Here is a 23,507-nt window from a genome sequence, read left to right as displayed (position 1 = left end):
CTCAGGACGTCACGGTCAACCGGGTCAACGGCTCGCCGGACAGGTCGCGCAGGGCCGCCAGCAGGGTGGCGCGCCGGGCCGCGGGCAGCTCGGCCAGGAAGTCGTCCTCCATGCGCCGGATCGCGGCACGGGCGCCGCGCAACCGCTTGCGCCCCTCCTCGGTCGGCTCGATGATCCGCGCCCGCCGGTCGTCCGGATCGGGCCGCCGGGACACCAGCCCCTCGGCCTCCATGCCGTCGATGATCGAAACCATCTTCGTCTTGTCCACGTCGACCGCCCTCGCCAACGCCAACTGGGTCGGCGCGGCGCCCCGGGACAGCTCGGTGAGCACCACGTAAGCCCACATGCCCAGCCCGTGCCGCTCCAGCAGCGGCAGTTCCGCGGCGACGAGCGCCTTGGTCAGCCGGTGCAGCAGCGCGGTGAGGTCCTGCCGTTCCTCCTCGACCATGCCGGTGATGGTAGTCACCACAAATCGTCTCATTTTCCAACTATCTTGGGTCGGGACGAATTGTCGGGCGGAACACCGTGGAGTCGACGTGCTCAGGAGCAAGTGGATCACCGGCCCGGAGGCGGACTTCGCGGGACCGGCGCTCGTCAGCGTCACCGAGTTCACGCTCGCCGACCTCCGCCGCACGCCGGGCGCCTACCGGGCGGGCTTCACGCTCAGCCGCGAGTGGCCGCGCTTGAGGGGCGCGGTGGGCTTGTGGCTGTGGGCCGAACCGCTGCGCAAGCGCCTCGGCTCGGTGTCGGTGTGGCGCGACCACGCGGGCATGCGCGGCTTCGCCGGCCTGCCCGTCCACGTCGCGATCATGCGCAAGTACCGGGATCTCGGCGTCACCCGCGCCACCACCTGGCACACCGACGACGTCGACCCGCCCGTGATCTGGACGGCGGCCGGCCGGTGGCTGGGCGACCGCGACTAAGCCCGCAACGGCACCAGGTCGTCGGCGTGCACGACCTCTCGGCGCTGCTCGGCCGGCAGGTCGCCGGACTTGCGGCCGATCAGGGCGGGCAGCTCGGCGGCGTCGAAACCGACCACCCCGCGTGCCACCACGTGCCCGGACAGGTCGACCAGCTCGACCACGTCACCGGCCTCGAACGCGCCCTCCACGCCGGTGATGCCCGCCGCCAGCAGCGAACGCCTCCGGCCGACGACCGCGGACACCGCGCCGTCGTCCAGCACCAGCCTGCCGGTCGCGTCGGCCGCGTGCCCGAGCCAGAAGCGGCGGGCGGACAGCCTCGGACCGGTCACCGCGAACGCCGTGCCGACGTCCGCCGTGCTCAACGCCCGGTAGGCGTCCGCCGCACCCGCCAGCAGCACGGGGATGCCCGCCGACGCCGCCAGCCTGGCCGCGGCCAGCTTCGACGCCATGCCGCCGGTGCCCAGCCCCGACGCGCCGACCGAACCCGCCCGCACACCGTCCACATCGGACGCGCCGGCCACTTCGGTGACGCGTCGCGCGCCCGGCTGCCGGGGATCGCCGTCGTAGAGCGCGTCGACGTCGGAGAGCAGGAACAACGCGTCCGCGCCGACCAGGTGCGCCACCAGAGCGGCCAACCGGTCGTTGTCGCCGAACCGGATCTCTTCGGTGGCCACCGTGTCGTTCTCGTTCACGACCGGCACCGCGCCCAAGGCCAGCAGCCGGGAGAACGTGCGCTGCGCGTTGCGGTAGTGCGACCGCCGCACGACGTCGTCCGCGGTCAGCAGCACCTGCCCGACGGTCAACGAGAACCGCCCGAACGAGTTCGCGTACGCGTGCGCCAACGCCAACTGGCCGACGCTCGCCGCCGCCTGCTGCGTGGCCAGGTCACGGGGCCGCCGCGTCACGCCCAACGGCGCGAGGCCGGCCGCGATCGCGCCCGACGACACCAGCACCACCTGGCTGCCCGCCGCGCACCGCGCCGCGACCGCGTCCACCAGGCCGTCCAACCTCGCCCGGTCGAGCCCGCCCGCGGCGGTGGTCAACGACGAGGACCCGACCTTCACCACGACCCGGGACGCCGCGGACACCGCCTGCCGGGCCTGCGACGCCGCCACCGATCCGATCACTCGTCGGCGTCCTCTTCGAACTCGTCGTACTCACCGGGGATGCGCCGGGCCTTCTTCGCCGCCAACCGGTCGGACGCGCCGACGCGGTTGCTGACCTCCAGCCGCGCGTCCGTGCCGCGACCGCTCATGGTCATGGCGATGCCCGACGGCGTCGTCGGCTCCCAGTCGAACACCAGGTCGCCGATGGTGACCTGGCAGCCCGGCTCGGCGCCCATCTTGACCAGCGCGTCCTCGACGCCGAGGCGCGCGAGCCGGTCGGCCAGGTAGCCGACGGCCTCGTCGTTGTTGAAGTCGGTCTGCCGGATCCACCGCTCGGGCCGCTCGCCGCGCACGATGAAGCCGCCCTCGGTCAGCGGGTCCTCCACCACGGTGAAGCCCTGGTCGTCCACGGCCCTCGGCCGCAGCACGATCCGGGTCGACTCCTGCTTCGGCTTCGCCGACCGGTACTCCTCGACCACGCGCGCCAACGCGAACGTCAGCTCGCGCAGGCCCTCGCGGCTGGCCGTGGACACCTCGAACACCGGCAGGCCGCGTGCCTCGATGTCCGGGCGCACGAGCTCGGCCAGCTCACGGGCCTCGGGGACGTCGATCTTGTTCAGCACCACGACACGCGGCCGTTCGGCCAGGTCGTCGGCCAGGGAGGGGGTGTACTTCGCCAGCTCCTCCTCCAGCGCGTCGATGTCCGACAGCGGGTCGCGGTCCGCCTCGTACGTCGCGCAGTCCACGACGTGCACCAGCACCGCGCAGCGCTCGATGTGCCGCAGGAAGTCCAGGCCGAGTCCCTTGCCCTCGGACGCGCCCGGGATCAGGCCGGGGACGTCCGCCATCGTGAAGATGGTCTCGCCACCGGTGATCACGCCCAGGTTCGGCACCAGCGTGGTGAACGGGTAGTCGGCGATCTTCGGCTTGGCCGCGGACAGCACCGAGATCAGCGAGGACTTGCCCGCCGACGGAAAGCCGAGCAGGCCGACGTCCGCGACGGACTTCAGCTCGAGCACGAGGTCGTGCTGCTCCCCCGGCTCGCCCAGCAGGGCGAATCCCGGGGCCTTGCGGGCCTTGGACGCCAGCGAGGCGTTGCCGAGGCCGCCCCGGCCGCCCTGGGCCGCGATCAGGCGGGTGCCTTCGCCGACGAGGTCGGCGACCACCTCGCCGTCGGGCGTCATGACGACCGTGCCGTCGGGCACGCGCAGTTCGAGGTCCGCGCCGTGCGCGCCGTCGCGGTTGCCGCCCTGGCCGCCCTTGCCGCTGCCGGCGGAGGCGTTGGGGCGGAAGTGGAAGTCGAGGAGCGTGTGGACCTGCGAGTCCACGACCAGCACGACGTCGCCGCCCTTGCCGCCGTTGCCACCGTCGGGGCCACCGAGCGGCTTGAACTTCTCGCGGTGCACGGACGCCACCCCGTTGCCCCCGTCACCTGCGGCGACGTGGATGACGACCCGGTCGACGAAGCGGGACACGGGGAGTTCCTTTCCTAAAGAAGCAACGAGGGGCGGGAGCCGGAATGCACCGGTCCCGCCCCTCGTCGGAGGTCGTTCCGTCGTCGCCCGAGGCGCTTAAGCAGCAACCTCGACCGGGACGATGTTCACGGTCTTGCGACCGCGCTTGCTGCCGAACTCGACCGCACCGGCGGCCAACGCGAACAGCGTGTCGTCCTTGCCGCGGCCGACGTTGACACCGGGGTGGAACTTGGTGCCGCGCTGGCGGATCAGGATCTCACCGGCCTTGACGACCTGACCGCCGAACCGCTTGACGCCGAGGTACTGGGCGTTGGAGTCACGGCCGTTGCGGGAGCTGGAGGCGCCCTTCTTGTGTGCCATGGCTAGTCAGATCCTCACTTACCGGTGATGCCGGTGACCTCGACGCGGGTCAGCTTCTGGCGGTGACCCTGGCGCTTGTGGTAGCCGGTCTTGTTCTTGAACTTGTGGATGCGGATCTTGGGGCCCTTGGTCTGCTCGACGACCTTGCCGGTCACCGAGAACTTCGCCAGGGCGTCCGCCGCGGAGGTGACGTCATCGCCGTCCACAACGAGGAGCGGCGCCGCGAAGGTGATCTCGGTGTCCGGCTCGCCTTCGAGCTTCTCGACCTCGATGACGTCGCCGACAGCCACCTTGTACTGCTTGCCGCCGGTCTTGACGATCGCGTACATCGGGACGGAAGTCTCCTGCTACTCGACGGGACGGGATCGCGCGTGCCTCGGCCGCACTGATAACGAGCGAGCTGGGCTTCACGCGACAGGGCCCACCGGACGGCGGGCCGCGTATCAGGTTACGTGGCGGTGGACGGCGTGGTCAAACCGGGGTGGGCGTACTGCCCCCGACACGCCGGAACCGCTGCTCAGAGAGGCTGGGCAGCGGTTCCGGCGATGCGTGGATCAGCTCTCCTTGACCCCGTCCAGCGGCGGGCCCGCGGGCCGCGAAGCAGCACGGCGGGCCGTGCGGCGACGCGTGGTCACCGCAGGCGCGCTCGGCTCGACGTGGCCGTTGATCGGCTGCTCGGCGACCTGGGCCGGGGGCGAGGCGCTCGTCCGGGTGACGGGCGGGACCTCCACCGGCGCCACCGCGACAGGCGCGGTGACCGGCTCGGGCACCATGGCGGGCTTGGTCACCCGCCGGCGGGTCCGCCCGGTCTTGACGGGCTCGTCGACGGACGCCGGCGGGGTCTCGACGGCCTGCTCCACCGTGTCCGCGACCGGACCGGCCGGCGCGTGGGCGGCCTGCTCGGCGGCTGCCTGGGCGGGCTCGGCGGGAACCTCGGCCGCGGCCTCGACCGGAGGCTCCACCGGGGCGGGCTCGGAGACCGTCTCCGCGACCGCCGTGTCCGCGCCCGCGGCTGGGGCAGGGCTCGTCGGCGTGGCGGCCTCGTCGCCGTGCTTGACGACCGCACCGGCCTCGCGGCGGGCCCGGCGGCGCTGGCGGCGGTCGCGCTTCGGGGTTTCCGGCGCGGCCTCCTCCTCCACCAGGGCGGACACCGGCTCGACCGACGTCGGCTGCTCCGCGATCGCCTCGGGCTCCTCGGTCGGCTCCACGGTCTGCTCGGCCACGGGCTCCGGCGTCTCCGCGTGCTTGGCGCGGCGCGACTTGCGGCCACCGCCCTGCTGCTGCGAGGGCTGCTGCTGTTGCTGCTGCTGGCCACCGCCGCCGTTGCCGTGCGCGTGCATCGGCTCGGTCGTCACGACCAGGCCACGCCCGCGGCAGTGCTCGCAGGTCGTCGAGAACGCCTCCAGCAGGCCGGTGCCGACCCGCTTGCGCGTCATCTGCACGAGACCCAGCGACGTCACCTCCGCCACCTGGTGGCGGGTGCGGTCACGGCCGAGGCACTCGGTCAGCCGGCGCAGCACCAGGTCGCGGTTCGACTCCAGCACCATGTCGATGAAGTCGATCACGATGATGCCGCCGATGTCGCGCAACCTGAGCTGGCGGACGATCTCCTCGGCCGCCTCCAGGTTGTTCCGGGTCACCGTCTCCTCGAGGTTTCCACCCGATCCGGTGAACTTGCCGGTGTTGACGTCGATGACCGTCATCGCCTCGGTGCGGTCGATGACCAGGTAGCCGCCCGACGGCAGCCAGACCTTGCGGTCCAGCGCCTTGAGCAGCTGCTCGTCGATGCGGTACTCGGTGAACGCGTCGCTGGTGCCCACGTGCTTGCGCAGCCGTTCCTGGAGGTCGGGCGCGACGTGCCGGACGTAGCCGTCGATGGTCTCCCACGCGTCCGAGCCCTGGACGACGAGCGCGGCGAAGTCCTCGGTGAACAGGTCGCGCACGACCTTCACCAGCAGGTCCGGCTCTTCGTACAGCAGCTGCGGGGCCTGGGCCTTGGGCGTGTCCGCCTTGTCCTTGATGACCTGCCACTGCGCCTGCAGGCGGGTGACGTCGCGGGCCAGCTCCTCCTCGGCGATGCCCTCCGAGGCGGTGCGGATGATGACGCCCGCGTCCTCGGGGACGACGCGCTTGAGGATGTCCTTGAGGCGCTTGCGCTCGTTGTCGGGCAGCTTGCGGCTGATGCCGGTCGCGCCACCGCCGGGCACGTACACCAGGAAGCGGCCGGGCAGGCTGATCTGGGTGGTCAGCCGGGCGCCCTTGTGGCCGACCGGGTCCTTGGTGACCTGCACCAGCACGCTGTCGCCGGTCGACAGGGCCTGCTCGATCTTGCGGGCCTTGCCCTCCAGGCCGGCCGCGTCCCAGTCGACCTCGCCCGCGTACAGCACCGCGTTGCGGCCCCGGCCGATGTCGATGAACGCCGCCTCCATCGAGGGCAGCACGTTCTGCACCCGGCCGAGGTAGACGTTGCCGACCAGCGAACCGCTGCCCGACGAGGTCACGAAGTGCTCGACCAGGACGCCGTCCTCCAGCACGCCGATCTGCGTGCGGTCGCCGCGCTCGCGCACCACCATCGTGCGCTCCACGGCCTCGCGGCGGGCCAGGAACTCGGCCTCGGACAGCACGGGGGCACGGCGGCGACCGGCCTCGCGACCGTCACGGCGGCGCTGGCGCTTGGCCTCGAGCCGGGTCGACCCGCGGACGCTGCGCACCTCGTTCTGCGCGGCCTCGGAGTCGGCCTTGTCGTCACGGGCGTCGCGGCTGGGCTCGCGGACGTGGACGACCGTGTTCGGCGGGTCGTCCTCGCTCGGCGCGGCCTCTTCCTCGGCGCCGGTCTTGCGGCGACGGCGACGCCGACGGCGGCGGCTGCCGGGGCCCTCGTCGTCGGCCGACGCCTCGTCGGCGGTCTCGGCCTCGGCTTCGACGGCCTCGGCCTGCTCCTCGCCGTTCTCGTCGTCGCCGTTCTCGTCACCGACGCCCTTGCCGCGACCGCGGCCACGCCGGCCACGACGGCGGCGGCGGCGGCCTTCGCCCTCGTCACCGGCGTCGTCCGCGGACGCGTGCTCGTCGGTGTCGTCCTCGGTGTCCTCGAGGTCGTCCTCCCGGCTGGCCGGGGCCTGGTCGACCACCGGGGTCGGCGGCAGGAACACCGCGGACGGCGGCGCGAACAGCGGCACCAGCGGCGCGACCTCACGGGTCACCCGCACCGGTTCCTCAGTCTGCTCGTCCACCTCGCCGGTGACGATGTCGTCCCAGTTCAGGAGGCTCTCGGCGACCTTGAGCGCGAGATCGCGGCTCACGCTCGACTGCACGCCCTTCACCGTCTCACCGAGGTCGGCGAGGGCGGCCACCACGTCCTTGCTGCTCGCGCCGAGCAGCTTGGCCAGCGCGTGCACCCGCAGCTTGGCGGGCAGGTCCGCCAGATCCGGGTGTGCGGGTGTGGCGTTACCCCCGCCGGCGGCGCCGGCAGGCTTTTCCGTGTTCGACAATGCAGCTCCTCCGCCCCCGGGCGCGTCCCAACCGACGCGGCCGCGCAGGGGCCTCTCTTGTCCACTCACCGCCGCGGCTGGCGGCGGGAATCCTTGCCTCGCGCTGTGGCGCGCACCCGTGGGGCACGCGGCACAGCAGGTCCTATAACACTTTCGACGACGCCGTCAGCGCCGCTCCAATCACCGCCCGGTCAGACCTCCGCCGCCCTGTCCAGGGCAAGCGGGTCGACCAGGCCGCCTTCATCGTCCAGCCGCCCCTGCGCCATCCGGGTCGCCTTCGCGGGGACCGGCGGAACCAGGTCGGCGACGACTCGGAGCGCACTCAGCACGTCGTCGGGCCTCACGGTAGGGGTTGTCTGCCGTACGACCGTCATGAGTATCCCACACGGCTGTGACAAATCTCGTGCATCGTGTCCCGCATCGCTCGAATGCGCCCCTGCCTGCGCCTCGACCTCGGCCGACACGATCGCCGGCCGCACGTCCACGATCTTCTTCCCGTCCTTGGTCAGCCGCTCGACCTCGACGGATGCCGAGCCCATCAGCGCGGTCACGGCTTCGGTCAGCTCTTCGGGCGACACGCCGGGCAGCTCGACCCGCCACGCGCTGGCCTCGATCCGCTCGGGCAGCGTGCCGCCGGAGGACTGGACGACCTCGAGCACGTCCAACCCGGGAGGCAGCACGGCGTCCAGCGCGGTCCGCAGCGCCTCCGGGTCGACTTGGTCGACGACGGACACCTCGACGTACTCGGCCTCGCTCGCCACGCCTGTGGGCGCCGCACCGACCCATGACACCTTCGGGTGAGGGCTGAAGCCCTGGGAGTACGCCATGGGGACGCCTGCCCGACGCAGCGCGCGCTCGAACGTGCGCGCGATGTCACGGTGTGACGTGAACCGCAACCGACCGCGTTTGGCGTAGCGCAGTCGGAGCTTCTGCACAGGTGCGGCCGACGGGTTGGGCTGCTGCTGGCGGCTCAGAGCTACTCCCCTTGGGTGCCGGGTGGCCCGTGACGGGGTGAGCACCCCAACGGTCCACGCTCCTACTCCACGAGGACGGTACCTTGGACCTGTTCGGCACCGTTGCGCTTGTCTGCTCCGCCCGGTCTGGCTACGGTCCGGCAGCAGCACCCCGATCGACGGTCCGCCCCGACGTCGGCCCGACGGCTCCCCCGTCACCCGGTCCAGCCTGGAGGTCCCCCGTGCCTCTGCACCGCCGCGCCCGAGCGGTCGCGGTCAGCGCGGCGCTGCTCGCGTCCGGCTGCTTCTCGGTGACCGCGGCCGCGGCCGAGCCCGAGACGCGGGCCGCCGCGGTCGACTGCGTCCAGCCCGGTCCGACGCTGCGCTACCTGGTCGTGTTCTCCCCCGGCACCAGCGCGCCGCTGGCCGACGCCCAGATCACCGCCGCGTGCGGCACGACCGCCCACTACTACCCGCAGATCGCGGTGGCCGTGGCCGTCTCGCCGGACCCCCGGTTCGGGCGGCACATCGGCCCCGACCGGGCGTACAGCGCGCAGGCCGACGGCCTGTCGAAGCGCGACGGCGCGCCCGCCAGGCAGAAGAAGAAGGACGACGAGACGGCCGGAGCACGCGCGGCGGGCGGCACGGCGGACCGCACGGCCGAGCAGTGGGACATGGACCTGATCCGGGCGGCCGAGGCGCACGCGGTGAGCAAGGGCAACCGGGACGTGGTGGTGGGCGTGCTCGACTCGGGCATCGACCCGACGCACCCCGACCTGGTCGGCGCGCTGGACCCGGCGCTGTCCGCCGGCTGCACGTCCGGCGTGGCGGACCCGTCCCCCGCCGCGTGGGCGCCGACGACGTCAGGGCACGGCACGCACGTGGCGGGCACGATCGCGGCGGCCGACGACGGCCTCGGCACGACGGGTGTGGCCCCGGGCGTGCGGATCGCGTCGGTGAAGGTCGTGGACGACGCCGGGTTCATCTACCCCGAGTACGCGGTGTGCGGGTTCATGTGGGCCGCCGAGCGGGGCATGACCATCACCAACAACAGCTACTTCATCGACCCGTGGGTGTTCACCTGCCAGGACGAGCAGGGCCAGTCCGTGGTCTACGAGGCGGTGCGCCGGGCGGTCGAGCACGCGTCCGGTCGCGGCGTGCTGACGGTGGCGGCGGCGGGCAACGCGGCGGCCGACCTGACCAAGCCGGGCCGGGACGCGCTGAGCCCGACCAACGCGGCGCCGGAGGACGTCCAGCCGCGGCCGGTGGACAACACGTGCCTGGTGCTGCCGGCGCAGCTGCGCAACGTGGTCGCCGTGTCGTCGGTGGGCGCGGACAAGGTGAAGGCCGGGTACAGCTCCTACGGGCTCGGCGCGGTGGACGTGACCGCGCCCGGCGGCGACCGCAGGCAGGCGCCGGACGACGGGCAGGGCGGGTGCGTGCTGTCGACCGTGCCCGCCGCCGGGTACGACTACTCGTGCGGCACGTCGATGGCCGCGCCGCACGTGTCCGGGGTGGCGGCGCTGCTGGCGTCCGCGCACCCGGGCGCCACCGCGCTCGACCTGTCGAAGATGCTCAACGCGCAGGCGGAGACGGTGCCGTGCCCGGCGGACTACGACCTCAACGGCACGGGCGTGCAGGACGCGTTCTGCACGGGCCACTCGGAGTACAACGGCTTCTACGGCCACGGCCTGGTCGACGCGCTCGCCGCCGTGCGCGAGTAGGTCAGGCGGAGTACTGGTCCTGGTGGCGCCGCAACGCGCCGGCCAGGTCCGCGCGACCGGCGATGCCGAGCTTGCGGTAGGCGCCGGACAGGTGCAGCTCGACCGTGCGGCGGGTGAGGAACAGGGCTTCGGCGATCTGCCGGTTGGTCAGGCCCTGCGCGGCCATGCCGGCGACGCGGGTCTCCTGCTTCGTCAGCCCGTGCGCGGTGCCGTGCGCGGTGGCCGGCTCGCACGCGCGCAGCTCCGCCGCGGCCCGGCGGATCAGCGGCTTGGACTCGCACCGGGCGCTGAGCTCGACGGCCAGCCGCAGGTTTGGGATGGCGCGTTCGGCCTGGCCTCGGCGGCGCAGTCGGGCGCCCAGTTCGAGCAACGCCTCGGCGTGCAGGAGGCGGGCGACGGACCCGGTCAGGTAGTCCACCGCCTTGAGCAACGCGCGGGTCGCGGCTTCGTCGTCGGTGGTGAGGCCGACCGACACCAGCGCGGCGCCCATGGCCCGGGGCGTGCCCCAGCGCTTGGCGCGGGCGAGGTCCTCGGCGGCCAGCCGGGCGGCGGCCTCGCGTCGTCCCAGCGCCAGGTGCGCCCGGACGGCCGACGACCGCCACGGCAGCACCGCCGGACTGTCTATTTTGGACGCGGTGAGCCTTCGGCCGCACTCGAGCAGGTCCGCGAGCGCGCCGGCCGGGTCGTCGGTGGCGAGCTTGAGCCTGCCCCGCGCGAACAGCGTCACGTTGTGCTGGAACAGCTCCGGCAGCTCGTCGGCGAAGCCGTGGCGCGTCAGCAGGTCACGCGCCTCGTCGAACCGGCCGAGGTCGACCAGCACCTCCGCCAGCCTGGCCGCGCACAGGATCGCCATGGGGCACACCGCGACCGCGCCCAGCTCGTCGAACAGCCGCAGCTGCCACTTGAGGAACGTCTTGGCGCGCACCAGGTCGCCGCGGGCGAGGAAGTCCATGCCGTGCGCCATCGACACGACGGTGCCCTTGCGCAGGTGGTAGTCGTGCGGCTCCGCCTCGCTGCCGATCATGCGGCGGAACCGCTCGGACAGGTCGGGCGCGTCCGCCATGAAGCACGTGCTGACGGTGAACACGAACGGCTGGACGAACACGTCGACCCGGTCGCCCTCCAACGCCTCGGCCGCGTGCCGGACGGCGTCCTCGGCCGACTCGCCGCGCAACGCGTGCCCGAGGGACAGCAGCGCGGAGTGGACCTGCCGCAGCCTCGGCGAGCGCGGCACCTCCGATTCCAGCTCGTCGGTGAACATGCTGGCGCGCAGGGCGAGGCCGACGTTGTTGCCCGCGCTGGCCAGGTACGCCAGGACCCGCAGCTCCCACGACTCGTCGTGCTCCTGCGACGTGAGGCGGGACACCAGTTGCAGGCCGATGGACACCGCCAGGCGGGCTTCCGGTCCGCTGCACAGCCGCAGCAGCATGGTGACGGCCTGCCCGGCGGCGGAGCGGGCGTCGTCGGCGTGCGCCAGGGCGTCCCGGAGCCGGTCCATGCCCGCGGCCGGGTCGACCAGGAACGTGATGTGCACCAGTTCCAGCTGCACGGCGAGCCGTTCGTCGGAGCACAGGCGTTCCTCCAGCGCGCGCTCCAGGTAGTCCTGTGCGGCGTCCAGACGGTCGTCGTAGGTCGCTTCACGTGCCGCGCGGCGCAGGATCTCCACACCCCACGGGAGCGGCACAGCGCGCGCTCCGCGCAGGTGTTCGGCTATCCGCTCGTCGGGCGCGCCCGCGTCCCGCAGCAGCACGGCGGCGCGCGCGTGGTCGGCGGTCCTGGTGGCTACGGGCAGATCGGCCAGCACGGCGTTGCGCAGGTACGTGTGGGCGAAGCCGAGGACGTGGTCGTCGCGGAACACGCACAGCCGCACCAAGCCGTCGATGAGCCTCAGCGCGCGCCGGGGTTCCACGTCCGCCATCGCGGCCAGCCGGTCCGCGGTCGCGTCCTCCCCCAGCACGGCCGCCGCGCGCACCACCTCCGACGCGCCCTCGTAACGGCCCAGCCGCACGCGTAGCGCCGCGCCGATCTCCGCCGAGCCGAGCGCGTGCACGTCGGCGGAGGTGGAGCCCGGCCGCAACTGGCCGGCCAACGCCCGCAGGAGCTTGGGGTTGCCCCTGGTCACCTCGCGGCACGCCGCCGCGGGCGCGTCACCGACCAGGGCGGCGACCGCCGGCACGTCCAGGCCGGTCAGCTCGACGTGCTCGTGGTGCGCGGCCACCAGGTCGGGCAACGTCACCTCGCCGACCGGCGACTGGCCCGTGGTGGCGGCCAGCACGACCGCCAGCGGCCGGTCGGAGACCCGGCGCAGCACGAAGGCCAGGCAGCGCAGGGACCAGCTGTCGGACAGGTCGACGTCGTCCACGGCCAGGAGCAGCGGCCCTCGACCCAGCGCGGTCAGGACCACGCGGTGGAACCAGTCCAGCGGCTCGGCCGGGCCGTCGTGCAGGCCCTGCGCCAGCCTGGTGATCACGCCGCCGCGCAGGTCGCTCTCCAGCCGCGCACCGGTCGCGGTCGCCACCGTGAAGCCGAGGTCGCGCGCGTCGTCGGCGATGGCGCGCAGCAGGACCGACTTGCCGATGCCGATCTCGCCGGTGACCAGCAGGGTGGTGGTCCGGCCGGCGAGCGCGCCGCGCAGCGCCGAGCGGGCGGCGCGCAGTTCGCGGTCCCGGCCGGGCACGGTCGGGTTCGATGCCGTCACCGGAGAGCTCCGATCTGCCGCGGCGCAGCCGGGGCGGTGGATCGCCGACCACCACGGTAGGACACCTGTCCACTCCCTTCGGTACCGAAGGATCGCGATGGCGGTCGCGGAATTTCCTTCGGTGCCCTCCGTAGAGACGCGACGCCAAGCTTCGACCAGAATCGAGGCCCGACTTCCGCGAGCCGATTCACCGACGTCGCGAACAATGCGCACGCCCCGAGCCCGGAATTCCTCCCGGTCGATCGGCGGCGGCCTTTTTCAGTGCCACTCCCGCAACGCCCGGCGCAGGATCTTCATCGCGGTGTAGACCCGCGACTTCACGGTGCCCTCCGGTATGCCGAGCACCACCGCCGCCTCACGCACCGTGCGACCGCGCACGTAGGTCTCGTAGATCGCGGCGCGGTGTTCCTCGCCGAGCCTGCCGATCACGTCGTTGAGCACCATGACGGACAGCCGCTGCTCGGTCTGGTCGGGCACCTCGACGGTGTCCGGGCTGGTCAGCTCCACTTCGCGAGGTCTGGCCCGCCTCGTGCGCCACCCGTCGATGACGATCCTCCCGGCCACGGTGAGCAGCCAGCCGCGCAGCATCCGCGGGTCGCGGACCAGCGTCTCGGCGTTCTGCCACGCACGGATCAACGTCTCCTGGACCACGTCCTCGGCCCACTGCCGATCACGGTTGACCAGGCCGAGCACGTGGGCGTACAACCCGCCCTTGAACTGCTCGTACAGCGTGGTGACGAGTTCTTCACCGGACCGCTCGCCACTCATCCCGACACTGCCCGCTGAATTCATGAGGCAATCGACCTCCCGGAGTTCGCGCGCGGCGGGGCGAATGAGACTTCCGCGAAGGTACTACAACTCGGGATCAGCGCCGCCACTACTTGCGCTCGATCGTGTGATGTAGATCACACGTCTTAATTGAACGTTCTGTCGAACCGTCGCACCCGACGTTCGTAGTTCCTCTTCAGAGGGTGTACCGCGCCATTAACAGGGGGTGCGCACGTGGTGCTCGCGGTTTCGGAACACGACGTCGGGGTGTGGCAGGTCGCCACGCTGTCCGGCCGGGTGGCGTACGTGGCGATGTGCCTGGCCGCGTGCTGGGGCGTGCTCACCGCCACCGGCTGGGTCCGCCGGATCACCGGCCGGGCCGCGTTGCGCGCCACCCACCAGGTGCTGGCGACGTTCGCGGTGGTCGTGGCCGGGGCGCACGGGGTGTCGTTCCTGTTGCTGGACAACGGTTCCCTGGCGGCCTACCAGCTCCTGGTGCCGCTCGTCGGCGGCGGCGAGGTGCGGCACGCGCTCGGCGTGGTCGGGCTGGAGCTCATGCTGGCCGCGTCGGTGACGGCCGCGTTGCAGCGCACGGTGTTCTACCGCGACTGGCTGCGCCTGCACCGGCTCGCGTACGTGGGCGTGTGGCTCGGCGCGATGCACGCGTGGCTGGGGGCTTCCGCGAGCGGGCACGTCGCCGTGGTGTGGCTGGGCGGCATAACCGTGCTGATGCCCGCGGTCACGCTGACCGTGCTGCGGTTCCTGCCGCCGCGGCTGCTGGTGCGGATCGGTGTGATCGAGGCCGACCCGCCGCCGGTCCAGGAGGAGCCGACCGGTGTCCGGGTCGCGGTCGACCACGGGCGGTGCCGGCACTACGCGTTGTGCCAGGCGCAGGCGCCCGGCGTGTTCCGGGTGCTGGACGACGGGCGGCTGCGCTACGCGCGCAACCCCGACGCCGACCAGGCGCCGCAGGTGCGTGCGGCGGCACGCGTGTGCCCGATGCGCGCGATCCGGGTCGACGCGGCCGAGGCCCGCCCGTGAGCCGTCAGCCTCGGGCTGTCAGCTCTGGGTTGCGCACCGGCGAGCCCTTGCCCACCGGCGAGATCGGCAGCAGCGTCCGCCCCGTCGGCCCGACCTCGATGTCGGTGCCCATCGCCGGGCACACACCGCAGTCGAAGCACGGCGTCCAGCGGCAGTCGTCCTGCTCGCGCTCGTCCAGCGCGTCCTGCCAGTCCGCCCAGAGCCATTCCTTGTCCAGGCCCGAGTCCAGGTGGTCCCAGGGCAGGACTTCCAGCTCCTCGCGCTCACGCGTGGTGAACCACGCCAGGTCCACGCCCAGCGGCGGCAGCTCGGCTTCGGCCGCCTCCACCCAGCGGTCGTAGGAGAAGTGCTCGGACCAGCCGTCGAACCGGCCGCCCTCGCGCCACACCCGTTCGATCACCAGGCCGATGCGCCGGTCGCCGCGCGAGAGCAGCCCTTCGATCAGCGACGGCTTGCCGTCGTGGTAGCGCATGCCGATGTTGCGGCCGAGCGAGCGGTCGGAGTTCACCGCCTCGCGCAGCAGGCGCAGCCTGTTGTCCACGGTCTCCGGGTCGCACTGCGCGGCCCACTGGAACGGCGTGTGCGGCTTGGGCACGAACCCGCCGATGGAGATCGTGCAGCGGACGTCCTTGCGGCCGGACGCCTCGCGGCCCGCGCGGATGACGTTCTTGGCCATCTCGGCGATCTGGACCACGTCGTCGTCGGTCTCGGTGGGCAGACCGCACATGAAGTACAGCTTCACCTGCCGCCAGCCCGCGCCGAACGCCGCGCTGACCGTGCGGATCAGGTCTTCCTCCGACACCATCTTGTTGATCACGCGGCGGAGGCGTTCGCTGCCGCCCTCGGGCGCGAACGTCAGCCCCGAGCGGCGGCCGTTGCGGGACAGCTCGTTGGCCAGGTCGATGTTGAACGCGTCGACCCGGGTCGACGGCAGCGACAGGCTGGTGTTCGTGCCCTCGTAGCGGTCGGCGAGGCCCTTGGTGATCTCGGCGATCTCCGAGTGGTCCGCGCTGGACAGCGACAGCAGGCCGACCTCCTCGAACCCGGTCGCCTCCAGGCCGCGCTGCACCATCGCGCCGATGCCCTCGATGGACCGCTCGCGCACCGGGCGGGTGATCATGCCCGCCTGGCAGAACCGGCAGCCGCGCGTACAGCCGCGGAAGATCTCCACGCTCATCCGCTCGTGGACGCTCTCGGCGAGCGGCACCAGCGGCTGCTTCGGGTACGGCCACGCGTCGAGGTCCATCGTGGTCCGCTTGAACACCCGGTACGGCACGCGTTCGCGGTTGGGCACCACGCGCTGGATGCGGCCGTCGGGCAGGTACTCGACGTCGTAGAACCGGGGCACGTACACGCCGCCGGTCTCGGCGAGCCTGGTCAGGATCTCGTCCCGACCGCCGGGACGGCCCTCGGCCTTCCACGCGCGGACGATGTCGGTGATCTCCAGGACGGCTTCCTCGCCGTCACCGAGCACGGCCGCGTCGACGAACGGCGAGATCGGCTCCGGGTTGAACGCCGCGTGCCCGCCCGCCACCACGATGGGGTGGTCCTCGGTGCGGTCGGCGGCGTGGATCGGGATACCGGCCAGGTCGAGCGCGTTGAGCAGGTTCGTGTAGCCCAGCTCGGTCGCGAAGCTGACGCCGAGCAGGTCGAACGCGCCGACCGGCCGGTGCCCGTCGACGGTGAACTGCGGCACGCCGTGCTCGCGCATCAGCTTCTCGAGGTCGGGCCACACCGCGTAGGTCCGCTCGGCCAGCACGTCCGGCTGCTCGTTGAGGACCTCGTACAGGATCATGACGCCCTGGTTGGGCAGCCCGACCTCGTAGGCGTCCGGGTACATCAACGCCCACCGCACCGCGGCGGCGTCCCAGTCCTTCAGGGTGGCGTTGAGCTCCCCGCCGACGTACTGCACCGGCTTGGACACCCTCGGCAGCAGGGGTTCCAGGGCGGGGAAGACCGACTCGACACTCACGCCGACCAGGGTAACGGCAGTGCCGGCACGCGTCAGAACAGCGGTCCGGTGATGGTGAGGCCCAGTTCGGAGCCCGGCCCCGCGTACAGGCCGAAGAACATCAACGCGCCGCCCGCGAGGGCCACGTCCTTGTTGAACTGGATCATCTCCACCTGCTTGGTCTGCGGGTCGGTCTCCTTCCAGAAGTTGTGCATGAGGAACGCCGTCGGCAGCAGGAACAGCACCAGCAGCAGCGCGCCGAGATCCGCCCACACGCCCAGGAGCAGCATCAACCCGCCGACGACCATGAGCACGCCGCTGCCGAACGTGGCGGCTTTCGCCGACGGGACGCCCTTGGACGCGGCGTAGCCGGCCATGGCCGCGGTCTGCGTGAGGTGGCCCATCGCCGAGCCGAAGAACAGGAAGACGAACAGGATCCGGCCGATGAGTGCGATGACGTCCATGACGACCTCCGGTGCTCGGGGTTCGTCCAGTGTTCAACCAGGTCAGGTCAGCAGCAACTTGCCGAGCCTGCGTGCGGCGACAACCACCCCGATGACCACCATCACGGCGAAGTACGCCACGTGCGTCAACGCGCCCCAGCCGACGTAACCCGTGGTCAGCGCCCTCATCAGCTCGATCGCGTGGTAGAGCGGCGTCCACTGGACCACGGTCTGCAACCAGCCCGGGTAGACCGACAGCGGGTAGAACGTGGTCGAGAACAGGAACAGCGGCATCACGGCCAGCTGCACGAGGTCGAAGTCCTGCCACGAGCGCAGGTAGGTCGCCGCCGCCATGCCGACCGCCGCGAACGCCAGCGCGACCAGCAGGCACGCGGGCAGCGCCAGCAGCGCCCACGGCGAGCTGATCAGCCCGAACCCGAGCATGACCACGATGAAGCCGGCCGAGTACAGGCCGCCGCGGATGAGGCACCAGACCGCCTCGCCGAGGGCGATGTCGACCGGGCCGAGCGGGGTGGCCAGCACCGCGTCGTAGGTCTTGGCGTACTTGAACTTGAAGAACAGGTTGAACGTCGCCTCGAACACCGCGCCGTTCATCGCCGAGGCGGCGAGCAGGGCGGGCGCGACGAACACGGCGTACGGCATCGGGCCGCCGGGGCCGTCGACGGTGGTGACCAGCTGACCCAGGCCGTAGCCGAGGGAGAACAGGAAGAACAGCGGCTCGAAGAAGCCGGAGATCACCGACATCCAGCCACGCCTGCTGACCAGGTACGACCGTTCGACCAGGACGTGCGCGCGGCCCGCGTACAGGCCCGGCGGCACGACCCGCAGCAGCAGGCCGGCGCCGGTGCGCGGGGTGGCCGGCCGACTCGGCTCGACCACGTCGGTCGTGGAGGACTCGTCGGTCATACGGCCAGCCTCCGGTGGAAGTAGCGGCGACCCAGGACGACGCCGAGCGCGACCAGGGCGGACAGGTAGGCGACGTGGCCCAGCGCGGGCAGCAGGCGCAGGGTGCCGAACGTCGCGCCGCGGGCCAGCTCGATGCCGTGCCAGACCGGGGTGAGCCAGGCCAGCGGGTGTATCCAGCCGGGCAGTTGGCTCAGCGGGAAGAACGCGCCGGTGAACAGGGTCATCGGCATCAGCAGGAAGCGGAAGATCGCGTTGAACGAGTCCGGCTTCTCCCTGGTGGCGGAGTAGGCGACCACGGGCGCGCTGAACGCCATGCCCGCCAGCGTGGCGAACGGCACGGCCAGCACCGCCGACAGGCTGGTGATCGCGCCCAGGGCCATGGCGACGAGGAGGAACACGGCGGTGCCCGCCACCAGGCGCAGCGCGATCCACAGCAGCTGGCCGTCGAGCACCTGCGCGGGCGTGACCGGGGTGGACACCGTCGCCAGGTACGTGCGCTGCCACTTGAACGACGAGAAGATCACCCAGGTGGACTCGAACACGGCGTTCTGCACGGCGGTGATGACCAGCAGCGCGGGCGCGAGGAACACCAGGTACGGGTAGCCGCCGGTGGCCTCGCCCTCCCGCACCTGCGAGCCGAACCCGATGCCCATGGCCAGCAGGAACAGCACGGGTTGCAGGAAGTTCGAGATCACCGTGGCCCGCCAGTTGCGGCGGTACCAGGTCCAGTGGTGCTCCACCGCGATCAGCGCGGCGCGCCACGAGCCGACGACGTGCGTGCTCATCTCAGTCCACCAACGTCCGGCCGGTCAGGCGCAGGAACACGTCCTCCAACGTGCCGCGGCGCACCAGGCTGGACACCGGCCGCACGCCCCGCGCGTGGACCGCGGCCAGCGCCGCGTCGCCGTCGGCGGTGTAGAGCAGCACCCGGTCGGGCAGCACCTCGACCCGTTCGGCCAGGTCACGCACCCCGTCGCCGCTCTGCTCACCCGGCGGGAAGCGCAGTTCGAGCACCTCCCTGGTCGAGTAGCGGCGGATCAGCTCGGACGGCGAGCCCTCGGCCGCGATCCGACCGCCGTCCATGACCACCAGCCGGTCGCACAGCTGCTCGGCCTCGTCCATGTAGTGCGTGGTGATGATCAGCGTGACGCCGGACTGCTTGAGCCGGAACAGCCGGTCCCACAGCAGGTGGCGCGCCTGCGGGTCCAGGCCCGTGGTCGGCTCGTCGAGCAGCAGCAGGTCCGGGTCGTTGACCAGGGAGCGGGCGATGGTGAGCCGCCGCTTCATGCCGCCCGACAGCGGCTCCACCTCGGCGTCGGCGCGGTCGGTGAGCTGGGCGAAGTCCATCAGCTCCACGGCGCGCTCGCGCACCGCGGCCCGGGACAGGCCGAAGTAGCGGCCGTAGACCTGCAGGTTCTGCCGGACGGTCAGCTCCGTGTCGAGGTTGTCCTGCTGCGGCACCACGCCGATGCGCGAGCGGATCCTCGGGCCGTCGGTGTCCGGGTCCAGGCCCAGCACCCGCAGCTCGCCACCGGTGCGTGGTGACACGCACGACACCATCCGCATGGTCGAGGACTTCCCCGCGCCGTTGGGGCCCAGGAAGCCGAACGCCTCGCCCTTGCTCACCTCGACGTCGATGCCCCGGACGGCTTCGAACGAGCCGAAGTGCTTGGTCAGGCCGTTGGCGTGGACGAGGGTGGGGGTCACGTTCGTCACGTTAGCGGCGAGGTCCGACATTCTCGGAGCCGTTTTAGGGTGGCGCCGTGGAGATCGACCTGAGTTGGCCGCTCGTGGCCGACGAACGACTTCGGTCCGAAGTGCACGAGGTGCTGCACGCCGTGGTGGCCGCCGGCGGCGCCATCGGCTGGCGGAAACCGCCGGGGCGTGCGGAGACCGACGCGTGGCTGGACGGCGTGCTCGCGTCGCCTTCCGACGGCGCGCTGGTCGTGGCGCGGGTGGACGGCGTGCTGCGCGGAACGGCGACGTGGCGGCGGTCCGAGAGCGAGGTGTTCGAGCACATGGCCGAGGTGCGCCGGGTCACCGCGCACCCGGCGGCGCGTGGGCTCGGGCTGGGCGCGCGGCTCCTGGGCGCGGTGATCGAGCACGCGCGTGCGGCCGGGTTGGAGATGCTGACGCTCGGCGTGCGCGGGAACAACCACGGCGCGATCCAGCTGTACGAGAGCCTGGGCTTCCGCGAGTGGGGCCGCCTGCCGAACGTGATCTCGGTGGGCGACTTCCGGTTCGACGACGTGCGCATGTACCTGCCGCTGGGCCACCGCGAGGGCGTCGTGCTGCACGGCTCGGCCGCGGGCGGTCTCGGCTCGTCTCCGGCGCGTTCTTCTGCCCGCAGTTAGTGCGGACCCGCACGACGGCGGGCGCACGCGTGGTCGACCCGACACACCGACGGCCCGGACACCATTGGGCGTCCGGGCCGTCGGCGCGGGTCAGCTCAGAGGTTCGGGAACCAGAGCTTGATCTCGCGCTCGGCCGACTCCGGCGAGTCCGAGCCGTGGACCAGGTTGAACTGGACCTCCAGGCCGAAGTCGCCGCGGATCGTGCCGGGCGTGGCCTTCTCGACCGGGTCGGTGCCGCCGGCCAGCTGGCGGAACGCCGCGATCGCCCGCGTGCCCTCCACCACCATGGCGACCAGCGGGCCGCCGGTGATGAACTCGACCAGGTCGGCGAAGAACGGCTTGCCGTCGTGCTCGGCGTAGTGCTGCTCGGCGGTCGCGCGGTCCACGGTGCGCAGTTCCAGCGCGGCCAGGTGCAGGCCCTTGCGCTCGATGCGGGAGATGACCTCGCCGACCAGGCCGCGGCTGACGCCGTCGGGCTTGACCAGGACCAGGGTGCGCTCGCTCACGGCGGTCGGTACTCCTTCGTACGGGATTGTGCAACTCGGTCAAGGGTAGCCGGAGCTGCGATAGTGCCGGCCGTGACCACCGACAAGCCCCACCCGGGCACCGTCCTCACCGGGGCCGCTGTGATGTTCGTGCTGCTGCGGCTGCTCGCGGTGTCGCACTACGACTGGCACACGGCGTTCGCGCTGCTGCACACGTTGGACCTGGAGGACGCGCCAGGCTTGTTCCTGGGGACGTTCATGGCGGACAAGTGGATCAGCAGTGCGCTGTTGGTGGTGATGTGCCGTTGACGGTGTTCTACGCGGTCGGGAGGCGGTCGCGGGTGGCGCCGTTGGTGGTGGCCGTGTTGAGCGCGTTCCTGGTGGCGCACGTGCTCTCGTACCACCGGTGGTGGGTGCCGGTGGGTGCGGTGGTGTTGACCGCGCTGTTGGTGTTCGTGGAGCGGATGCGGCGGTTGCACGCGCAGATGGACTTCGTGCTGCGCCGGTTCGGTTACGTGGTGGGCGGGGTGGCGTTGGTGGTGGCGGCGGTGGTCGCCACGCCTTGGGTGCCGTTGGAGCGGATCGAGACTTCCGGCGACACGATCGAGGCCTACGTGATGGAGACCAGTCCCGGGTTCCTCAAAGTGCTCGGCGCGCAGGAGCGGGGTTTCCGCATCCTGCGCGCCGAGGACGTCCGATCACGTGTCGAACTGGCCGACCACTAGAGACGGGTCGATGGCCAGGTGTCAGGGATTCGGCTCCGCAGAAGGTGGTCCTATCGTCACCGACGCGTGTACGGCCAGGAAGGTCACGGCAGCCGCGCGATTCAAGCATTCCCGGGAATCACCACCGGTGGGCGTGGGCATCGGCCAGGCGTGCCTCCCATTTGGGCGCCAGCACGGTGGGTGGTCCGAAACTGGCGCGGAGGTAGGTGCGCCCCAGGGCGAGGGCGGTTTCCCGCCAGCGCTGCACGACCCACCCTCCCAACCGGCTGATGCGAAGTGCTTCGGTCGCGGCCTCCGTGGGAGCGATGAGTTCTCCGAACCCCGCGAGTCGCTCGAGGTGGTCGACCGAGGAAGGCAGTGGGTCGGGTAGGTCGATCGCCCACTCCAGGTCGACGATGTTCTTCTTGGTCGCCTTCTCCTCGGCAACGCGCTTGGCGTACGAGGCCCGGATGTCCGCGACTTCCGCGAGCAGTTCGGGGATGGTGACGGCGCAGGCAGCCCAGTCGGTGCGGGTGTCACCGGCCGCCTCTTCCAGCGCTCCCAGGGTCTTGACCGCTTCGGCCGGGTCCCAGTCCAGGAGCGCCTTCTGCCGGCACAGGTTGAGCAGGCTCCGAGCGGTTCCGGACTCGGTCAAGGCCATCGCGGTGGGTTTCACCCACGCCCCGGTCCTCGACCCTTCGGTGTCGAGGTGCCAGACGGCGATGGCGTCGTCGTGACCGGATCCGGCTCGGCGGACGATCACGTGACCGATCATGGTCCGGCCGTCACCGGCTCGGGTGGGTGGCAAGCCGAGCGAGCCGTGCTCCCGCGGTGCGGCGATCATCGTGGCTCCTCACGCGTAGACGTGCTCAAGGCACCGCTCATCTGGGTGATCTTCACCCGTGACGTGTCCATCGCCGCGACGCGCCATTTGTTTCACCGCGGCACCGGTGCGGGGAACTGAGAGCGCGTCCGTCGCCGTGAATCGCGTGATGACGGAAGACGATGCGCCGGAACAGGCAAAAAGCGAGACATCAACGGTTTTGCGCGTGTAACCATCGGCCGACGCGTCCCGATGGGCTGTTGACCGCCCATCGGACCGGAAGCACCCAACTATGCGCTCCGGCTCGAATCGCGGGCGTTGCGGCGCAGATGAGGAGAGCATGAGCAGAGAATGGGTTGCGGTCGACTTCGAAACCGCCAACTGGTCGAGGGGCAGCGCCTGTGCGGTCGGCATGACCCTGGTGGAGGACGGAGTGGTCACCGACCGGTTTTCCACCTACGTCCAGCCGCCCGGCGAAGGTGGTTTCCACCCGTACCACACGTCCTTGCACGGCATCACCGCCGAGATGGTTCGCCACGCTCCCGAGTGGCCGCAGGCGCTCAGGCAGATTCTGGACTTCGCCGACGGCCGCACGCTGGTGGCCCACAACGCCGCCTTCGACATGGGTGTGATCCGCGACGCCTGCACGGCGAGCTCCGTGCCGTGGCCGGAGTTGAGCTACGCCTGCACCCTGGTCGTGTCCCGCCTGACGTGGCAGTTGCTGACGTATCGCCTGCCCTTCGTCGCCGACGCGGCGGGGGTTGCGATGGGCGCGCACCACGACGCGCAGGTCGACGCGGACACCGCGGCTCACATCATGCTCGCGGCGATGCGGCGCCACCGGGCTGACACCGTCGACGACCTGCTGGATGGCCTGAAGGTCCGCTACGGACGGCAGACCGGCGACTCCTGGACCGGTTCGCAACGACTCTGGTCGGCCACGCGACAGGAGATCCCTCTCGCCAACCCGCACGCCGATCCTGATTCGGTGCTCTACGGGCTGAACGTCTGCTTCACCGGAACGCTGACGACGATGACGCGTGCGGAGGCTCATCAGCGACTCGCCCGGGCCGGAGGGCAGGCGGTACCGGGCGTCACCAAGAAGACCGACGTGCTCGTGGTGGGGATGGCGGACCCGGCTCGGTTCGCCGTGGGGATGAACGTCAGCGGCAAACACCGCAAAGCCCGCGAGCTGCTGGACCGCGGCCACAAGATCGAGATGATCGGGGAGATCGACTTCCTCGAGTGGCTCAGCAGTTGAACGGTGCTCGGCGCCCGGGTCCC

General features: G+C 71.6%; 23 protein-coding genes. 7 read left to right on the top strand and 16 right to left on the bottom strand.

Annotated elements, in window-relative coordinates; all coding sequences use genetic code 11:
* Position 1: 1 nt before the first annotated feature.
* On the bottom strand, positions 2 to 448 hold the full coding sequence (locus AB0H12_RS33495; RefSeq protein ID WP_499628410.1) for a MarR family winged helix-turn-helix transcriptional regulator: 447 nt from the start codon (positions 446 to 448) through the stop codon (positions 2 to 4).
* Positions 449 to 536: 88 nt separating this feature from the next.
* On the opposite strand from AB0H12_RS33495, the gene AB0H12_RS33490 reads away from it, so the two are divergent.
* Positions 537 to 923: a hypothetical protein gene (locus AB0H12_RS33490; protein WP_499628409.1), complete on the top strand. Its 387-nt coding sequence runs from the start codon at positions 537 to 539 to the stop codon at positions 921 to 923.
* On the opposite strand, the gene proB is transcribed toward AB0H12_RS33490, so the two are convergent.
* The 6 genes from proB to AB0H12_RS33460 form a co-directional block, all read right to left on the bottom strand.
* Positions 920 to 2,050, bottom strand: a complete 1,131-nt coding sequence (gene proB, locus AB0H12_RS33485; RefSeq protein WP_499628408.1) for a glutamate 5-kinase — start codon at positions 2,048 to 2,050, stop codon at positions 920 to 922. The genes AB0H12_RS33490 and proB overlap by 4 nt on opposite strands.
* Positions 2,047 to 3,504 (bottom strand): GTPase ObgE, encoded by a 1,458-nt coding sequence (gene obgE / locus AB0H12_RS33480; RefSeq protein WP_499628407.1) that lies wholly within the window; start codon positions 3,502 to 3,504, stop codon positions 2,047 to 2,049. Before obgE ends, proB begins: the two co-directional genes overlap by 4 nt.
* 96 nt (positions 3,505 to 3,600) lie before the next feature.
* Positions 3,601 to 3,864, bottom strand: coding sequence for a 50S ribosomal protein L27 (rpmA, locus tag AB0H12_RS33475; RefSeq protein WP_360100911.1), 264 nt, complete (start codon positions 3,862 to 3,864; stop codon positions 3,601 to 3,603).
* Positions 3,865 to 3,878: 14 nt separating this feature from the next.
* On the bottom strand, positions 3,879 to 4,193 hold the full coding sequence (gene rplU, locus AB0H12_RS33470) for a 50S ribosomal protein L21 (RefSeq protein WP_053722830.1): 315 nt from the start codon (positions 4,191 to 4,193) through the stop codon (positions 3,879 to 3,881).
* Between the two features lie 225 nt (positions 4,194 to 4,418).
* Positions 4,419 to 7,352 carry a translation initiation factor IF-2 N-terminal domain-containing protein gene (locus tag AB0H12_RS33465; protein WP_499628406.1) on the bottom strand — a complete coding sequence of 978 codons (2,934 nt, stop codon included), beginning with the start codon at positions 7,350 to 7,352 and terminating at the stop codon, positions 4,419 to 4,421.
* A 191-nt stretch (positions 7,353 to 7,543) separates the two neighbouring features.
* The gene (locus tag AB0H12_RS33460; RefSeq protein ID WP_499628405.1) at positions 7,544 to 8,287 is read right to left on the bottom strand and encodes a TIGR03936 family radical SAM-associated protein; all 744 of its coding nucleotides are present in this window, start codon (positions 8,285 to 8,287) and stop codon (positions 7,544 to 7,546) included.
* Between the two features lie 260 nt (positions 8,288 to 8,547).
* Between AB0H12_RS33460 and AB0H12_RS33455 the strand changes: the two genes are divergently transcribed.
* Complete coding sequence (locus tag AB0H12_RS33455) at positions 8,548 to 10,029, top strand: S8 family peptidase (RefSeq protein ID WP_499628404.1); 1,482 nt, start codon at positions 8,548 to 8,550, stop codon at positions 10,027 to 10,029.
* Between the two features lies 1 nt (position 10,030).
* On the opposite strand, the gene AB0H12_RS33450 is transcribed toward AB0H12_RS33455, so the two are convergent.
* Both AB0H12_RS33450 and AB0H12_RS33445 read right to left on the bottom strand, forming a co-directional pair.
* On the bottom strand, positions 10,031 to 12,727 hold the full coding sequence (locus AB0H12_RS33450) for a LuxR C-terminal-related transcriptional regulator (RefSeq protein WP_499628403.1): 2,697 nt from the start codon (positions 12,725 to 12,727) through the stop codon (positions 10,031 to 10,033).
* Between the two features lie 258 nt (positions 12,728 to 12,985).
* Positions 12,986 to 13,495, bottom strand: coding sequence for a sigma-70 family RNA polymerase sigma factor (locus AB0H12_RS33445; protein WP_499628402.1), 510 nt, complete (start codon positions 13,493 to 13,495; stop codon positions 12,986 to 12,988).
* 234 nt (positions 13,496 to 13,729) lie between these two features.
* Between AB0H12_RS33445 and AB0H12_RS33440 the strand changes: the two genes are divergently transcribed.
* On the top strand, positions 13,730 to 14,536 hold the full coding sequence (locus tag AB0H12_RS33440) for a ferredoxin (RefSeq protein ID WP_499628401.1): 807 nt from the start codon (positions 13,730 to 13,732) through the stop codon (positions 14,534 to 14,536).
* A 4-nt stretch (positions 14,537 to 14,540) separates the two neighbouring features.
* Here AB0H12_RS33440 and AB0H12_RS33435 read toward each other — a convergent pair whose 3' ends face one another.
* Genes AB0H12_RS33435 through AB0H12_RS33415 form a run of 5 tightly spaced genes read right to left on the bottom strand, consistent with a single transcriptional unit; the run spans position 14,541 to position 19,594 of the window.
* Positions 14,541 to 16,508 carry a TIGR03960 family B12-binding radical SAM protein gene (locus AB0H12_RS33435; protein ID WP_499628400.1) on the bottom strand — a complete coding sequence of 656 codons (1,968 nt, stop codon included), beginning with the start codon at positions 16,506 to 16,508 and terminating at the stop codon, positions 14,541 to 14,543.
* Positions 16,509 to 16,540: 32 nt separating this feature from the next.
* Positions 16,541 to 16,951: a DoxX family protein gene (locus tag AB0H12_RS33430; RefSeq protein ID WP_499628399.1), complete on the bottom strand. Its 411-nt coding sequence runs from the start codon at positions 16,949 to 16,951 to the stop codon at positions 16,541 to 16,543.
* A 42-nt stretch (positions 16,952 to 16,993) separates the two neighbouring features.
* On the bottom strand, positions 16,994 to 17,857 hold the full coding sequence (locus AB0H12_RS33425) for an ABC transporter permease (protein ID WP_499628398.1): 864 nt from the start codon (positions 17,855 to 17,857) through the stop codon (positions 16,994 to 16,996).
* Positions 17,854 to 18,642, bottom strand: coding sequence for an ABC transporter permease (locus AB0H12_RS33420; protein ID WP_499628397.1), 789 nt, complete (start codon positions 18,640 to 18,642; stop codon positions 17,854 to 17,856). The genes AB0H12_RS33425 and AB0H12_RS33420 overlap by 4 nt, the downstream gene beginning before the upstream one ends.
* Before the next feature lies 1 nt (position 18,643).
* On the bottom strand, positions 18,644 to 19,594 hold the full coding sequence (locus tag AB0H12_RS33415; protein WP_499628396.1) for an ATP-binding cassette domain-containing protein: 951 nt from the start codon (positions 19,592 to 19,594) through the stop codon (positions 18,644 to 18,646).
* A 26-nt stretch (positions 19,595 to 19,620) separates the two neighbouring features.
* Here AB0H12_RS33415 and AB0H12_RS33410 point away from each other — a divergent pair, with 26 nt between their 5' ends.
* Positions 19,621 to 20,211 carry a GNAT family N-acetyltransferase gene (locus tag AB0H12_RS33410; protein WP_499628395.1) on the top strand — a complete coding sequence of 197 codons (591 nt, stop codon included), beginning with the start codon at positions 19,621 to 19,623 and terminating at the stop codon, positions 20,209 to 20,211.
* Between the two features lie 95 nt (positions 20,212 to 20,306).
* Here the strand turns inward: AB0H12_RS33410 and ndk are convergent, their stop codons facing one another.
* Positions 20,307 to 20,717 (bottom strand): nucleoside-diphosphate kinase, encoded by a 411-nt coding sequence (ndk, locus tag AB0H12_RS33405; protein WP_366198952.1) that lies wholly within the window; start codon positions 20,715 to 20,717, stop codon positions 20,307 to 20,309.
* A 72-nt stretch (positions 20,718 to 20,789) separates the two neighbouring features.
* On the opposite strand from ndk, the gene AB0H12_RS33400 reads away from it, so the two are divergent.
* Positions 20,790 to 21,005 carry a hypothetical protein gene (locus AB0H12_RS33400; RefSeq protein ID WP_499628394.1) on the top strand — a complete coding sequence of 72 codons (216 nt, stop codon included), beginning with the start codon at positions 20,790 to 20,792 and terminating at the stop codon, positions 21,003 to 21,005.
* Positions 21,002 to 21,421, top strand: coding sequence for a hypothetical protein (locus AB0H12_RS33395; RefSeq protein ID WP_499628393.1), 420 nt, complete (start codon positions 21,002 to 21,004; stop codon positions 21,419 to 21,421). The genes AB0H12_RS33400 and AB0H12_RS33395 overlap by 4 nt, the downstream gene beginning before the upstream one ends.
* 118 nt (positions 21,422 to 21,539) lie before the next feature.
* Here the strand turns inward: AB0H12_RS33395 and AB0H12_RS33390 are convergent, their stop codons facing one another.
* Positions 21,540 to 22,244: a DUF6218 family protein gene (locus AB0H12_RS33390; protein WP_499628392.1), complete on the bottom strand. Its 705-nt coding sequence runs from the start codon at positions 22,242 to 22,244 to the stop codon at positions 21,540 to 21,542.
* Between the two features lie 319 nt (positions 22,245 to 22,563).
* Between AB0H12_RS33390 and AB0H12_RS33385 the strand changes: the two genes are divergently transcribed.
* Complete coding sequence (locus AB0H12_RS33385; RefSeq protein WP_499628391.1) at positions 22,564 to 23,484, top strand: exonuclease domain-containing protein; 921 nt, start codon at positions 22,564 to 22,566, stop codon at positions 23,482 to 23,484.
* Positions 23,485 to 23,507: the final 23 nt, after the last annotated feature.

Source organism: Actinosynnema sp. NPDC023794, from assembly GCF_040639675.1.
Lineage (GTDB): Bacteria > Actinomycetota > Actinomycetes > Mycobacteriales > Pseudonocardiaceae > Actinosynnema > Actinosynnema luteola.
Note: the sequence above shows the minus strand (reverse complement) of the source record. Positions and strands in the feature narration are given on the sequence as shown.